Annotated in this window: 14 protein-coding genes; 4 read left to right on the plus strand and 10 right to left on the minus strand. The window is 62.7% G+C overall.

What is annotated here, in order from left to right:
* Positions 1-76: 76 nt before the first annotated feature.
* The gene (locus MESS2_RS22260; protein WP_008876722.1) at positions 77-481 is read left to right on the plus strand and encodes a cupin domain-containing protein; all 405 of its coding nucleotides are present in this window, start codon (positions 77-79) and stop codon (positions 479-481) included.
* Between the two features lie 17 nt (positions 482-498).
* Here MESS2_RS22260 and hydA read toward each other — a convergent pair whose 3' ends face one another.
* The 5 genes from hydA to aptA all read right to left on the minus strand — a co-directional run bounded on the left by hydA (position 499) and on the right by aptA (position 5791).
* On the minus strand, positions 499-1950 hold the full coding sequence (gene hydA, locus MESS2_RS22265) for a dihydropyrimidinase (RefSeq protein WP_008876723.1): 1452 nt from the start codon (positions 1948-1950) through the stop codon (positions 499-501).
* 83 nt (positions 1951-2033) lie between these two features.
* A complete protein-coding gene (locus tag MESS2_RS22270; protein ID WP_008876724.1) occupies positions 2034-2399 on the minus strand; it encodes an endonuclease domain-containing protein in 366 nt (121 codons plus the stop codon).
* A 259-nt stretch (positions 2400-2658) separates the two neighbouring features.
* Positions 2659-3909, minus strand: coding sequence for a Zn-dependent hydrolase (locus MESS2_RS22275; protein ID WP_040593743.1), 1251 nt, complete (start codon positions 3907-3909; stop codon positions 2659-2661).
* Positions 3910-4350 carry an endonuclease domain-containing protein gene (locus MESS2_RS22280; protein ID WP_008876727.1) on the minus strand — a complete coding sequence of 147 codons (441 nt, stop codon included), beginning with the start codon at positions 4348-4350 and terminating at the stop codon, positions 3910-3912.
* Between the two features lie 112 nt (positions 4351-4462).
* Positions 4463-5791 (minus strand): omega-aminotransferase AptA, encoded by a 1329-nt coding sequence (gene aptA, locus MESS2_RS22285; protein WP_040593744.1) that lies wholly within the window; start codon positions 5789-5791, stop codon positions 4463-4465.
* A 254-nt stretch (positions 5792-6045) separates the two neighbouring features.
* Between aptA and MESS2_RS22290 the strand changes: the two genes are divergently transcribed.
* The gene (locus MESS2_RS22290) at positions 6046-6675 is read left to right on the plus strand and encodes a TetR family transcriptional regulator C-terminal domain-containing protein (protein WP_008876730.1); all 630 of its coding nucleotides are present in this window, start codon (positions 6046-6048) and stop codon (positions 6673-6675) included.
* A gap of 113 nt (positions 6676-6788) precedes the next feature.
* On the opposite strand, the gene preA is transcribed toward MESS2_RS22290, so the two are convergent.
* From preA to MESS2_RS22305, 3 genes are all read right to left on the minus strand, one after another.
* Complete coding sequence (gene preA, locus MESS2_RS22295; protein ID WP_040593776.1) at positions 6789-8102, minus strand: NAD-dependent dihydropyrimidine dehydrogenase subunit PreA; 1314 nt, start codon at positions 8100-8102, stop codon at positions 6789-6791.
* Between the two features lie 2 nt (positions 8103-8104).
* On the minus strand, positions 8105-9469 hold the full coding sequence (locus MESS2_RS22300) for an NAD(P)-dependent oxidoreductase (RefSeq protein ID WP_008876733.1): 1365 nt from the start codon (positions 9467-9469) through the stop codon (positions 8105-8107).
* Between the two features lie 113 nt (positions 9470-9582).
* A complete protein-coding gene (locus MESS2_RS22305; RefSeq protein WP_008876734.1) occupies positions 9583-10302 on the minus strand; it encodes a gamma-glutamylcyclotransferase in 720 nt (239 codons plus the stop codon).
* Positions 10303-10493: 191 nt separating this feature from the next.
* Here MESS2_RS22305 and MESS2_RS22310 point away from each other — a divergent pair, with 191 nt between their 5' ends.
* Positions 10494-11270 (plus strand): VOC family protein, encoded by a 777-nt coding sequence (locus MESS2_RS22310; protein WP_008876735.1) that lies wholly within the window; start codon positions 10494-10496, stop codon positions 11268-11270.
* A 57-nt stretch (positions 11271-11327) separates the two neighbouring features.
* Here the strand turns inward: MESS2_RS22310 and MESS2_RS22315 are convergent, their stop codons facing one another.
* The gene (locus MESS2_RS22315) at positions 11328-11831 is read right to left on the minus strand and encodes a hypothetical protein (RefSeq protein WP_008876736.1); all 504 of its coding nucleotides are present in this window, start codon (positions 11829-11831) and stop codon (positions 11328-11330) included.
* Positions 11832-12039: 208 nt separating this feature from the next.
* On the opposite strand from MESS2_RS22315, the gene MESS2_RS22320 reads away from it, so the two are divergent.
* Positions 12040-12432 (plus strand): DoxX family protein, encoded by a 393-nt coding sequence (locus MESS2_RS22320; RefSeq protein WP_008876737.1) that lies wholly within the window; start codon positions 12040-12042, stop codon positions 12430-12432.
* Positions 12433-12447: 15 nt separating this feature from the next.
* Here the strand turns inward: MESS2_RS22320 and MESS2_RS22325 are convergent, their stop codons facing one another.
* Complete coding sequence (locus MESS2_RS22325) at positions 12448-14874, minus strand: GcvT family protein (protein WP_008876738.1); 2427 nt, start codon at positions 14872-14874, stop codon at positions 12448-12450.
* Positions 14875-14911: the final 37 nt, after the last annotated feature.

A 14911-nucleotide genomic window follows, 5' to 3' on the forward strand; every position in this document is an offset into this window, starting at 1 on the left:
TGAAATGCGGTTGTTTTTGCGTTTGCGTTGATGTCCATTCGTCTCGCCCAATTGACCGTCAAACGGAAGGTCTCCGATGTCGTCCAAACCCACTTGTCATCTTATCCGTCCCGAAAGCACTTATGAAGGCAAGCAGGGACTGACCTATTTTGCCGGCATTGCTACTGAGACCGTCGGCTCTGCCGGCATCTGCATGCACATTCTCACCATGCCGCCCGGCGCCCGCGCCAAGGCGCATATGCATGAAAGCCATGAAACGGCGATCTACATGCTCTCCGGCGAGGTGCATACCTGGTATGGCGACCGGCTCGAACAGCATATCGTCGTCAAGGCAGGTGACCTCTTCTACATCCCGGCCGGCGTGCCGCATCTGTCCGCCAATCTGAGCGACAGCCCCTCTTCGGCGGTCATCGCCCGCACCGATCCTAACGAGCAGGAAAGCGTCGTCCTGCTGCCGGAACTGGATGCGCTGGTCGCCTGAGGCGAAAATCAAGCAGCTCAAACCCCGGTCGCCGGAATGCCCGTGCGTTCCACCTTGCGCGGCGCGGAAATCTCCTTCCACGTCGACAGCGCCCGGTTGACCGCCGCGTTCGGCTCGCGGCCGACGAACTCGCCATGGCCTGGCTTTGCCTTGACCTCGGCTTCCTCGATCGACAATTCGCCGCGCGAGAACACGAAGCGCGGCAGGCCGGTCACCTCAAAACCTTCGAAGACGTTGTAGTCGATCACCGATTGCTGCTTCTTGGCCGTGATCTTCTTCTTGCGCTTCGGGTCCCAGACGACGATGTCGGCATCCGCGCCTTCGACGATGGCGCCCTTTTTCGGATACATGTTGAGGATCTTGGCGATGTTGGTCGAGGTCACGGCGACGAACTCGTTCATCGTCAGCCGGCCGGTGTTGACGCCTGTCGTCCATAGCATCGGCAAACGGTCCTCGAGCCCGCCAGTGCCGTTCGGGATCTTGGTGAAATCGCCGACGCCATTGCGTTTCTGCTTTGTGGTGAAGGCGCAATGGTCGGTCGCCACCACTTGCAGCGATCCGGCTTGCAGGCCGGCCCACAGCGAGTCCTGGTGCAGTTTGTTGCGGAAGGGCGGGCTCATCACGCGGCGCGCCGCATGATCCCAGTCCTTGTTGAAATATTCGCTTTCGTCGAGCGTCAGATGCTGGATCAGCGGCTCGCCGAACACCCGCATGCCCTTTTGCCGCGCGCGGCGAATGGCTTCGTGGCTCTGCTCGCACGAGACATGCACGACATAGAGCGGCACGCCGGCCATGTCGGCGATCATGATGGCGCGGTTGGTTGCCTCGCCTTCCACTTCCGGCGGGCGCGAATAGGCGTGTCCTTCAGGGCCATTGTTGCCGGCGGCGAGCAGCTTCTGCGACAGGGCGGCAACCACGTCGCCGTTCTCAGCATGGACCAGCGGCAGCGCGCCGAGATCGGCGCAGCGCTGGAACGACGCATACATCTCGTCGTCATCGACCATCAGCGCGCCCTTGTAGGCCATGAAATGCTTGAACGAGGTGATGCCCTTGTCGACGACGGTGGCCATCTCGTCGAACACCTGCTTGCCCCACCAGGTGATCGCCATGTGGAAGGAGTAGTCGCAGGACGCCTTCGAGGTTTTGTTGTCCCACATCTGCAGGGCCTCCAGCAGCGACTGCTGCGGCGAAGGCAGGCAGAAGTCGACCACCATCGTCGTGCCGCCAGACAAGGCCGCGCGCGTGCCGCTCTCGAAATCGTCGGCCGAATAAGTGCCCATGAACGGCATTTCGAGATGGGTGTGCGGGTCGATGCCGCCGGGCATGACGTAGCAGCCGGTGGCGTCGAACTCATGGTCGCCGTGCAGGTTCGAGCCGATGGCGACGATCCTGCCATGCTGCATCAGCAAATCGGCCTTCCAGGTGCGGTCGGCGGTGACGATGGTGCCGTTTCGGATGACTTTGGTCATTTTCTTGTTCCCTTGTTCTCTTCGCGCTTCTTGTGAGCGCCTTGCTTGGGTCGGTTCAGGATCGAGAAACCCCTGAACGGCCTCTACATGACTCCAACTTCCCGCAATATCTCCTCGACACAACCATCGAAGGAATTTGCCAGGTCTCCTGTCGAAAACCGCAGCACACGATAGCCCTGTCGGCCAAACCATGCACCGCGTATTCGATCCTTCTCCATTTGCTCAGGCGTGAAGTGATGCTCTCCGTCCGCTTCGATGACGAGCTTCTTCTCATGCAGAACGAAGTCCGCGACGTAAGGTCCGATCGGCGCCTGCTTCCTGGCGTGCAGTCCGTAGAGGCGGCGGAACTCTTTCAATTCAGACCAGAGTTTGCGCTCGCCGTCCGTCATATTCCGTCGCAGCAACCTTGCGCGCTTTATGGCGGCTGGATCGATCGCGGTCGGTGCCAAGACGAGTACCCCCACCCTCAATCTCTTCCCGCAAAAGCAGAGAAATCGCATATGAATTTTTTGCGAAGAGGGCCCCCCACCCTAACCCTCCCCACAAGGGGGAGGGAATGCTGCCGCGCAATCAGACTTACGACCTTGGCGTTCGAAATGTTGGTAATTTGCCGCAGATCGGCGCTGACAGGAGTTCCCTCCTCCTTGTGGGGAGGGTTAGGGTGGGGGTCCCTCTTCGCAAGAATCCGTCTGGTCCAGCCCAAACCTCTCACCCCACGATCTCCGCCGTCTCCACCACAGCATGGAACAGCACATCGGCGCCGGCAGCCGCCCATTCCTTGGTGATCTCCTCGGCCTCGTTGTGGCTCAACCCATCGACGCAGGGGCACATCACCATGGCGGTTGGCGCGACGCGGTTGATCCAGCAGGCATCATGGCCGGCGCCGGAAACGATGTTGCGGTGCGTATAACCCAGGCGCTCCGCGGCATCCCGCACAGCCTTGACGCAGCCCTTGTCGAAGGTGACCGGATCGAAATGGCCGACCTGCTCGATCTTGTACTTGATGTCGAGCGCATCGCAGATCGTGTCGATGCCTTCGCGGATACGACCGTCCATCGCGTCCAGCACTTCCTTTTCCGGCGAGCGGATGTCGATGGTGAAGACGGTGCGGCCGGCGATGATGTTGCGCGAGTTGGGATAGACCTCCATATGGCCGACCGCGCCGACGGCGTCCGGCTGGTAGTCCATGGCGATCTCGTGCACCAGCTCGATCACCCGCGCCATGCCGAGCCCGGCATTGCGGCGCTTGGGCATCGGCGTCGAGCCGGTATGCGCTTCCTTGCCGGCCAGCGTCACCTGTAGCCATTTCAACCCCTGGCCGTGGGTGACGACGCCGATATCGATGCCTTCGTCCTCAAGGATTGGCCCCTGCTCGATATGCAATTCGAAGAAGGCGTGGATCTTGCGCTCGCCAACCTTCTCCGTCCCTTTCCAGCCGATGCGTTCGAGTTCCTCGCCGAATTTTTTACCGTTCTTGTCGACATGCTCATAGACATCGGCCTGGTCGAGCACGCCGGCGAAGACGCCTGATGCCATCATGGCAGGCGCAAAGCGCGCGCCTTCCTCGTTGGTCCAGTTGGTGACGACGATCGGATGCTTGGTCTTGATGCCGAGATCGTTGAGCGAACGCACGACCTCCAGCCCGCCAAGCACGCCGAGCACGCCGTCATATTTGCCGCCGGTCGGCTGGGTGTCGAGATGGCTGCCGACATAGACCGGCGGCAGGTCGGGGTCGGTGCCCTCGCGGCGGGCAAACATGGTGCCCATTTCGTCAAGGCCCATTTCGAGCCCGGCCGCCTCGCACCAGCGCTTGAACAGATGCCGGCCTTCGCCGTCTTCATCGGTCACGGTCTGGCGATTGTTGCCGCCGGCAATGCCGGGGCCGATCTTCGCCATCTCCATTATCGAATCCCACAAACGGTCTGAATTCACTCGCAGATTCTCGCCGGGGGCGGCCATTTAAAACCTCGTCGTTTGCGCGGCGTCCCCCTCCCCCTCGAGGGGAGGGTGGCCGCGAAGCGGTCGGGTGGGGTCGCCGAACATGCGCGCGACCTTCTCCTTGACCACCTGCGCGACATGCCAAGCGTTGTTTATGACATCGGGCTCATCGACGCGAAAGATATCGAACCCGAGCGATCGCAGATAGGCATCACGGACAGCGTCGTGCCGTTTGCCCCTTTCCTGTTCGTGCAAGTCGCCATCCACTTCCACCACCAGCTTTACAGCGAAGCAAGCAAAGTCGACGATATAGGGTCCGATCGGGCACTGGCGGCGGAACTTTATGCCGGCCGATTTCAACTCGCGCAGTTCATACCACATCAGGGATTCGCCCTTGGTCGCATGAACTCGAAGTGCGCGCGCCTTTTGGCGCATTTCGAAGCTCACGCGGGTACGGGGCATCAGCAGAGACCTCGCGGCAAAAGACCAGGTCGGCGCACTGCCGCACCGACCCCACCCGACCGCTTCGCGGCCACCCTCCCCTCGAGGGGGAGGGATATCCGCGCCCAGTTCTTCAATCGATAGACCTCAGCACATCACGCACATGGTCGATCAATTCGTTGATCTGGCCCTTGGTGATGATCAGCGGCGGCGACAGCGCGATAATGTCGCCAGTGGTGCGGATCAGCGCGCCGCGCTCGAACGCCTTGACGAAGGCCGAGAAGGCCCGCTTGGTCGGCTGCCCGGCGATCGGCGCTAGCTCGATCGCGCCGATCAGGCCTATGTTCCGGATATCGATGACGTTCGGCTCGCCCTTCAGCGAATGCAGCGCATCTTCCCAATAGGGCGCCAGCTCCTTGCCGCGGGTGAGCAAGCCCTCTTCCTTGTAGGTGTCGAGCGTGCCGAGTGCGGCCGCGCAGGCGATCGGATTGCCCGAATAGGTGTAGCCGTGGAAGAACTCGATCATGTGCTCGGGGCCGGTCATGAAGGCGTCGTGGATCTCCTTCTTGACGAACACCGCGCCCATCGGGATGACGCCGTTGGAGACGCCCTTGGCCGTCGTCATGATGTCGGGCGTGACGCCGAAATAGTCGGCCGCGAACGGCGTGCCGAGCCTGCCGAAACCAGTGATAACCTCATCGAAGATCAACAGGATGCCGTGTTTGGTGCAGATCTCGCGCAGCTTCTGCAAATAGCCCTTCGGCGGCAGGATGACGCCGGTGGAGCCGGCCACCGGCTCGACGATGACGGCCGCGATGGTCGAGGCGTCGTGCAAGGCGACGATGCGCTCCAGCTCGTTGGCCAGCTCCGCGCCATGCTCCGGCACGCCCTTGGAGAAAGCATTCTTCTCCGGCAAATGCGTGTGCGGCATGTGGTCGACGCCGCCGAGCAGCGTGCCGAACATCTTGCGGTTGGTGACGATGCCGCCGACCGAAATGCCGCCGAAATTGACGCCGTGATAGCCGCGCTCGCGGCCGATCAGGCGGGTGCGCGAACCCTCGCCTTTGACGCGGTGATAGGCGATCGCCATCTTGAGCGCGGTGTCGACCGATTCCGAACCGGAATTGGTGAAGAACACGTGGTCCATGCCTTTCGGCGCGATGTCGACCAGGCGGTTGGCCAGTTCGAATACGATCGGGTGGCCCATCTGGAAGGCCGGCGCATAGTCGAGTTCGGCTGCCTGGTTCTGGATCGCCTCGGTGATCTTCGGCCGGCAGTGGCCGGCATTGACGCACCACAGGCCTGCGGTGCCGTCGAGTACCTTGCGGCCGTCGCTCGTCGTGTAGTGCATGTCCTTGGCGGACACGAACATGCGTGGCGCCTGCTTGAACTGCCGGTTTGCCGTGAACGGCATCCAGAATGCGCTGAGATCGTTCGGCGTGACTTTCAGCCGGTTGGACATGACCAAGACTTCCCCTTGTAACCTGTTTCGGTGCGGCTAACGCTTGGTCTTCCCGACACTTGGTCTTCGCTGCGTTTTCGTGCTACGCAAATTTTGACCGATTGGACAAACGTTAGCACCGCCGTGTCGGCGGTCAAGGGACTACTAGCGGAAATGCGGCATCGGAAGCGCGCTCCACAGGCCGGGGAAAAACTGGTCCAGAGAATTGGTCCAGATGGGCCTCGGCGCGGCGGCGCGCAAGGGTGACGGACGCCATGGAAGGCTCAGCTCCTCGCCGCACCCGCATCCAGCAGGAAAAGCGCGAACTCATCCTGGAAGCCGCGCTCGAAGTCTTCTCCACCAACGGCTTTCGCGGCTCCACCATCGACCAGATCGCCGAAGCCGCGGGCATGTCGAAGCCGAACCTGCTCTACTATTTCCGCCGCAAGGAAGACATCCACGAAACGCTGATGGAGCGGCTGCTCGCGACCTGGCTGGCGCCGCTCAGGGAACTCGACGATATCGGCGATCCCTTGACCGAATTGCGCAGCTACATCAGGCGCAAGCTCGAAATGGCGCGCGACTTCCCGCGCGAGAGCCGGCTGTTCGCCAACGAGATCCTGCAGGGCGCGCCGCGCATCATGCCGCTGCTGGAAGGCGAGTTGAAGACGCTGGTCGACGAGAAGGCCACCGTCATCAGGGGTTGGATGCGGGCCGGCAAGATCGCCCGCACTGACCCCTGGCACCTGATCTTCTCGATCTGGGCAACGACGCAGCACTATGCCGATTTCGATGTCCAGGTCCGCGCCGTGCTCGGGCCCAACCGCGGCGGCGACGGCCGCTTCGAGGACGCCGCGCGGTTCCTCGAGCACTTGTTCATCGACGGACTGAAGCCGAAAGGCTGAGGCGGGCGACCGCGGTCCCGAACCCGGCCACTACCATTGCGCCGGCAACGACCTGCAGGACGACGCCGAGCCATAGCATGAGCCGTGCCTGCGATTGGGATAGCGCCCCGCCCCTACTCCGCCGCCACCTTGGCCATCGGGTTGTTCGGGTGCGTCGTCCAGTTGGCGTAGACCGGCGATACCGGCTTGCCGGTGCGCTGGTCCATCACGCCCACCGCCAGCGGCTCCATGGTGATGCAATTCTCCACCGGGCAGACATTGACGCAAAGATTGCAGCCGACGCATTCGGCCTCGATCACCTCGAAATGCCTGACGCCGTCGACCATGTTGGTGATCGCCTGGTGCGACGTGTCCTCGCAGGCGATGTGGCAGCGGCCGCATTTGATGCAGGCCTCCTGGTCGATATGCGCCTTGGCGATGTAGTTGAGGTTGAGATACTGCCAGTCGGTGACGTTGGGCGTGGCCCGGCCGACGATGTCGTCGAGCGAGGCGTGGCCCTTCTCGTCCATCCAGTTTTCCAGGCCGGCGATCATCTCCTGCACGATCTTGAAGCCGTAGGTCATCGCCGCCGTGCAGACCTGCACATTGCCGGCGCCGAGCGCCATGAATTCGGCGGCGTCGCGCCAGGTGGTGATGCCGCCAATGCCTGAGATCGGCAGGCCCTGCGTTTCCGGATCGCGCGCGATCTCGGCCACCATGTTCATGGCGATCGGCTTCACCGCCGGGCCGCAATAGCCGCCATGCGAGCCCTTGCCGTCGATGGTCGGCTCTGGCGCGAAACTGTCGAGATCGACGCCGGTGATCGAATTGATCGTGTTGATCAGCGACACCGCGTCGGTGCCGCCGGCGTGAGCTGCCCGCGCCGGCTTGCGGATATCGGTGATGTTGGGCGTCAGCTTGGTGATGACCGGCATGCGGGTGTTGGCCTTGCACCAGCGCACCACCATTTCGATATATTCCGGCACCTGGCCGACCGCCGCACCCATGCCGCGTTCCGACATCCCGTGCGGACAGCCGAAATTGAGCTCGATGCCGTCGGCCCCGGTCTCCTCGACCACCGGCAGGATCGCCTTCCACGCGTGTTCCTCGCAGGGGACCATCAGCGAGACCACGATGGCGCGGTCGGGCCAGTCCTTCTTGACCTGCTTGATCTCGCGCAGATTGACCTGCAGGTCGCGGTCGGTGATCAGCTCGATATTGTTGAGGCCGAGCAGGCGGCGGTCGGCGCCCCAGATCGCGCCATAGCGCGGACCGTTGACGTTGACCACCGGCGGCCCTTCTTCGCCGAGCGTCTTCCACACCACGCCGCCCCAGCCTGCCCTGAAGGCGCGGATGACGTTGTAGGCCTTGTCGGTCGGCGGCGCCGAAGCCAGCCAGAACGGATTCGGCGATTTGATGCCGACGAAATTGTTTCTGATATCTGCCATGCTCATGCCCTCCCGTTTGAGGTCAGTGCCCGGTGGATCGATTCCGCCGCGTCGCGGCCTTGCGCCACGGCCGACACGGTCAGGTCGTCGCCGCCAAAGATGCAGTCGCCGCCGGCCCAGACATTGGCGAGCGAGGTGCGGCCCTCAGTGTCGACCTTGATGCGGCCGCCTTCCAGTTCGAGCGCCGCACCGCCGCCGTTGAGCGCCGAGGGAATAAAGCTCTGGCCGATCGCCTTGAACACCTGGTCGGCGGTAAGCGTCAGCCGCTCGCCGGTGCCGATGAGCTTTTCACCCTTCATCGCCGTGTATTCGAGCTCGATGGCGCTGACCTTGCCGCCTTCGGCAATGACCCGCTTCGGCTGCAGCCAGTGGCGGATGATGACGCCGTTGGCGGCGGCCAGATCCTGCTCGAATTCGGAGGCGTTCATATGCTCCTGGCCGCGCCGGTAGCAGATCGTCACCTCCTCGGCGCCGAGCAGCTTCGACTGCACCGCCGCGTCAATCGCCGTCATGCCGCCGCCGATGACGACGACGCGCCGGCCGACCGGCAGACCCGAGAGATCGCTGGCCTGACGGAGCTCCGCAATGAATTCGACGGCGTTGGTCACCCCTGCGGCGTCCTCGCCATCGGCGCGCAGCGCGTTGACGCCGCCAAGCCCCATGCCGAGAAACACCGCGTCGTAATTCCGGATCAGGTCCGACAGCTGGTAGTCGCGGCCGAGCGCCTTGCCGTTCTGGATGTCGATGCCGCCGATCGAGGTGACATAGTCGACTTCGGCCTGGGCGAAATTGTCGACGCTCTTATAGGCGGCGATACCGTATTCGTTGAGGCCCCCGGCCTTCGGGCGCGCTTCCAGTATGGTCACGTCGTGACCGTGGCGGGCGAGCCTGTGCGCAGCCGCCAGCCCCGCCGGCCCGGCGCCGACCACAGCGATCGTCCTTCCGGTCGGCTCGGCGCGCTGGTAGAACTGCTTGTTCTCAGACATCGCGACATCGGTGGCGTAGCGCTGCAGCCGGCCGATCTGCACCGGCTTGCCTTCGGCGACCTCGCGCACGCAGACCTCTTCGCACAGCGTCTCGGTCGGGCAGACGCGGGCGCACATGCCACCCAAGATGTTCTGGTCGAAAATCGTCTTGGCCGAGCCGATCGGATTGCCCGTCGATATCTGGCGGATGAAAAGAGGAATGTCGATCGAGGTCGGGCATGCATTCATGCATGGGGCATCGTAGCAGAAATAGCAGCGGTCGGATTCGACCAGCGCCTCGTGATGATCGAGCGGCGGATGCAGATCGGAAAAATTGTCGGCGTACTGCTCGGCCGCTAGCCGGCCGCCGGCAATACCTTCCTTGAAATGACCAGTCGCCATTCCTCTTCCCCTTGTTTTCGTTTTGGGGAAGGCTAGCACGTTTTATTTTTTTATCAATTGGTCAATTTTCTGGCAAGACACTGAAATGCTCGATAAAAACATGATATTTTTACTCATGTTATCGAGTGCTGCGTGCAGATCTCAGGGGTGCTGCCATGGATCGACCTGATCTCGTCCGCGACCAGTCCCTGCAGCCGCCACAGATTGCGATCGCGAATACCGAACGCTTCGAGGTGACTGACCGTGTTGTAGAGATATTCCGCACCCGATCCGACATGCCCGCACGCCCTGGCCAGCACTTGAGCCACTGTCTCCAGCGGCTGCCCGAGCGACGTGCCTCTCCCGGTCATGCCAACCCAGAAGCCCAATGCCCGCAGTGATCCTTGCTCGGTACGCACCGGCACCCACCTGACCGAGCTGACGCTTTCCTGGTCGTCGATCTCGCGCCGCAACAGCCTCTCGATCTGCAGGGGCTTCTCGCCGTCTGGCAAGCGATAGATCACGCCGTCACATCGCCCACCTCGCTCCAGCGCCATCATCAACCCCCGCTGCGCGGCGCTGCCGCGCCAGCGGGCGATGTCGAGGCAGAAGGAGCGGTGCCAGCCATACGCGGTGGCGCGCTGCTGTTCGACGGATTCGAAGGCCGGCTTCCAGATCAGCGAGCCATAGGCGAACACCCACAGCGGACCCTCATCTGCCTCGCCCGACAGCCGCGAGGCAAGCGCCCGGAAATCCTCGTCGGTCAGTTGCGTCCAGCTGCCATCGGGACCGGGATCGGCCTCCTCGCGATGGCACAGTGCGACAAGCTCCGGCGTGAGCGACATCAGGCGCATGGATCGACCCTCGTTGGAGGTAAACAAAGTCGAAAACCGCGACATGCGCAAGATTGCGAATGAGGGCACCTTGCCGCCATCGATTTCTGGCCCAGATGTCGGATTTCCGTCGCCAAGATCGTCCTAGGATGGATCGAACCGCAATTCACAACTGGAAACGCCCACAACTGGAAAACGAGAGGAGCACGACAATGCCGGAGTCCCCCATGCCCTTCTTCTGGTACGAGTTGATGACCACCGACCTCGACGCCGCCGAGGCCTTCTATACGGCTGTGGTCGGCTGGACAGCGCAGCCCTTCGACGCCGGGCCAGGCATGCCGCGCTACATCGTCATGAATGTCGGAGAGCGCGGCGTCGCCGGGCTGATGACGCTGCCTGAGGACGCCGCCAAGATGGGCATGCCGCCGGCCTGGCTCGGCTATATTCACACGAAAGACGTCGATGCTTCGACAAAGTCGCTGACGGCCGCCGGCGGCACGGTTCACCGCGAACCCGGCGACATTCCGGGCGTCGGCCGCTTCGCCGTCGTCGCCGATCCGCAAGGTGCGACCTTCATGTTGATGCAGCCGAGCGGCCCCGATCAGCCAGCGGTGCCGGCCACCACGCCAGGCCATATCGGCTGGCACGAACTCTACACGTCGGACTGGAAGGCAGCGTTCGATTTCTATGCCGGCCAGTTCGGCTGGACCAAGGGCGATTCGATGGATATGGGGCCGATGGGCACCTACCAGACATTTGGGGCCGGGCCCGAATCCGGCGGCGGCATGATGAACAAGCCCGAGCAGATCCCGGTGCCGGTGTGGCAGTTCTATTTCAACGTGCCGGCCATCGATGCAGCGGCCAAGCGCGTCACCGACAATGGCGGCAAGATCCTGATGGGTCCGATGGAGGTACCCGGCGGCAGCTGGATTGTGCAGTGCCAGGACCCGCAAGGCGCGCATTTTGCGTTGATGGCGCCGGGGCGCTGATCCGGTCCTATACAGTCAACGCACGCCGCCCGGTGCGAAGAGCGGGGCGTCAAGAAGTCATTCCGGCACCAGCACCGCGACCTTGATGCCCTGTTCTTTGGCACCGCTGAACTGAATGGTGGCCGGTCCGGCCGCCAGCTTGAAGCGCACGCTTTTGCGGATGCCGGGACAGGTTTTCACTCCGCTATAGCCCACCGACTTCATCGCACGGTCGTCTTGGATGACATCGATCCAGGCTTCACCGGAGAGGCTTATCTGCAGATCTCCTTCCGGCGGCACAATAACGCTTGCCGTTGCGCCGAACGTGCCGGCTCTCGGCGCGCGTTCCGGCGGAACGGTGAAGCTGATCGTGTCGACCGGCGCCAACGCCACATCTGCAGCCTCGCCGACCGAAAGCGCAGCACCCGACTGCGCGGCGGGTGCTGCCGGAAACAGTGCCTGCTCCCGTGTCACCGGCCATTTGAAGGCGGCGCAGCCGGCATCGGCGGCCATGGCGAAGCTGGTGCCTGCAAGGATTGCGAATAGGCTGATGACGACTCTTTTCATGGCAAAGGGACCCATATGGTTTGGAGTATCGGCATAGCAGTACAACCATGGCGATCGAAATGCAACCATAAAGGGAGAAAAAGCAACCATTGAGAGAATCGAGGCGGCCCGCCTGCGGAACGTTTTCAATCACAGATTGTTGAGGGCAGGCGATGGGAAGTGAATGGTCCATTTCAAAGCCAATAATCTATGGTCGGTCGGCAGGGGTAAAATGGAGTTTTGGATGAAGTTTTTTGACGGTCTTGCCAGATATCAGCCGCAGGCTTTGGCCGCGCTCCGCATCATGACGGCGCTGCAATTCATCGAACATGGCACGCAAAAGCTGTTCAATTTTCCCGTCAGCGACCATGCCGGCGCATTGACCGGACTGACGCTGACCGCCGCCATCCTCGAATTCGCCGGCGGCATCCTCTTGGCGCTTGGGCTCTTCACCAGGCCCGTCGCCTTCCTCCTGGCCGGCGAAATGGCGATCGCCTATTTCATGGCGCACATGCCGCAGGGCTTCTTCCCCATCAACAATGGTGGCGATTCGGCAATCTCGTTCTGCTTCATTTTCCTCTATCTGGTGTTTGCCGGTCCGGGCGCCCTCGCGCTGGACAATCGCCGCAACGCTTGAGGCGTCAGCGCGCCCTCACCCACGCATCCGCTCGAAATTGGCGTCGAACAGCGGCGCCGATTGCATGCGCGCGGCATGACGTCTGCCCAGGAGCTCGATCTCGAAACCGTCGGTCTCCTCGGCGATCTCCTTCGGCACATAGCCCATGGCGATGGATTTCCTCGAATGATGCGCATAGCCGCCTGACGTGACCCAGCCGCGCACGGCGCCGTCATACCAGATCGGCTCGTCACCGATGACATCGGCATCAACAGCATCGACGACAAAGGCGCGCAGCCGAAGCTTGCCGCCCTGCTTGCGCTCGGCAAGTGCGGCCTCCTTGCCGATGAAATCGGCGTCCTTCCCATAGGCGACGAAACGGTCGAGCCCAGCCTCCAGCGGCCCGTAGATCGGCCGGTATTCGCGCCCCCAGGAGCCGTAATTCTTTTCCAGCCGCAATGCGTTGAGCGCGCGCGAACCGAACAAGCCGATCGAAAACTCCTCGCCGGCCGCCATCAGGGCCTGGAACGCGGCGCGCTGATATTCCGGCGCCACCCACATCTCGTAGCCAAGATCGCCGGTATAGCTGACGCGCCCGACCAGGCACGGCGCCATGCCGATATCCATCCTGGCAATCGCCATGAACGGAAACGCCGCATTGGAGACATCCGCCCGCGTGACCTTGGCCAGGAGTTCCCGTGCTTTCGGTCCCGCGATCGACAGGCCCGTTAGTTTCGGCCCGAGCGCTTCGATGCGGACCGAGCCGTCTGGTGGCAAATGTTTCTCGAACCAGCGCATGTGATACTGCTCGGCGACGCCGGAGCCGGCAAGGAACCAGCTCTCATCGCCAAGATTGGCCAGCGAGAAGTCGCCGATCAGTCTGCCGTCGTCCTTCAGCATCGGTGCCAGCGTCATGCGGCCCGGCTTCGGCAACTTGCAGGCAAGCAGACGGTCGAGCCATGCGGCGGCCCCCTCGCCCGTCACCTTGTATTTGGCGAAGCTCGAAATCTCCGACAGGCCGACGCCATTGCGAACGGCCGCGACTTCTTTGGCGACGTGAGAAAAATCGCTCGAGCGCCGCCACGAGAACTCGTCCCTGACGCCTTCCGGCGCGTACCACAGCGGCACTTCCAGCCCATAGGCCACACCCCATTGCGCCCCCTTGGCCGACAACAAATCGTAGACCGGCGTCGTCTTCAGCGGCCGCCCGGCAGGCAGTTCCTCATTAGGGAAGCGGATCGAAAACCGCCGCGAATAATTCTCGCGCACCTTCGCGTTGGTATAGGCCATCGTCGCCCAGTCGCCATAGCGCGAGACGTCCATGGCCCAGATGTCGGCGCCTGGATCGCCCTCGATCATCCAGTTCGACAGCGCGAGACCAACGCCGCCGCCTTGCGAAAAGCCGGCCATGACGCCGCACGCGACCCAGAAACCCGGCAGGCCGCGCACCGGCCCGACCAGCGGGTTGCCGTCGGGCGCGAAGGTGAAGGGCCCGTTGATGATCTGCTTGATGCCGGTGTTCTGGAAAGCCGGGAAATGCCGGAAGCCGACCTCCAGCGAAGGCGCGATGCGGTCGATATCCGGCTCCAGCAATTCGTGGCCGAAATTCCATGGCGTCTGGAACTCGGACCACGGCTTGTTGGCCTTCTCATAGGTGCCCATCAGCATGCCGCCGCGTTCCTGGCGCAGATAGAGCTCGCCGTCGAAATCGACCGCGTGGATGATCTCCGTGCCGGTCTTCTGGTTCCAGGCGGCAACCTCCGGCATGTCCTCGGTGATCAGGTACATGTGCTCCATTGCCAGCACCGGCAGTTCCAACCCGACCATGCGGCCGACCTCGCGCGCCCACAACCCGCCGGCATTGACGACATGCTCGGCCACCACCTCGCCCTTGTTGGTGATGACGCGCCACAAGCCGTCGGCGCGCCGCACGATGTCCTCGACCTTGGTGAAGCGCTCGACCTCGGCGCCGAGCTTGCGCGCGGCCTTGGCATAGGCGTGGGTGACGCCCGATGGATCGAGATGGCCGTCCTCCTTGTTGCGCACCGCGCCGACGAACTGCTTGGGATCGATGAGCGGCATCAACTTGGCCGCCTCATCAGGTGAGATCTCCTCCAGGTCGATGCCGAGATAGCGGCCCTTGGCGACGACGCCACGCAGCCAGTCGAGCCGCGCCTCAGTGGCGGCCAGCAGCACGCCGCCTGTCAGATGCACGCCGGTTGCCTGACCGGACAGTTCCTCGATCTCCTTGTAGAGCGAAATTGTGTATTTCTGCAGCTTGGCGACGTTGGGATCGCCATTGATCGTATGCATGCCGCCGGCCGCGTGCCAGGTCGATCCGGAAGTCAGCTCGTCGCGCTCCAATAGAACCACATCGGTCCAGCCGTGGCGGGCAAGATGGAACAGCACGGAGCATCCGACGACACCGCCGCCAATGACCACGACCTTTGCATGCGATTTCATGGTTTTTCTCGTTATTTCAGGGAGTTGGATGGTTGAG

The organism is Mesorhizobium metallidurans STM 2683 (genome assembly GCF_000350085.1).
GTDB lineage: Bacteria > Pseudomonadota > Alphaproteobacteria > Rhizobiales > Rhizobiaceae > Mesorhizobium > Mesorhizobium metallidurans.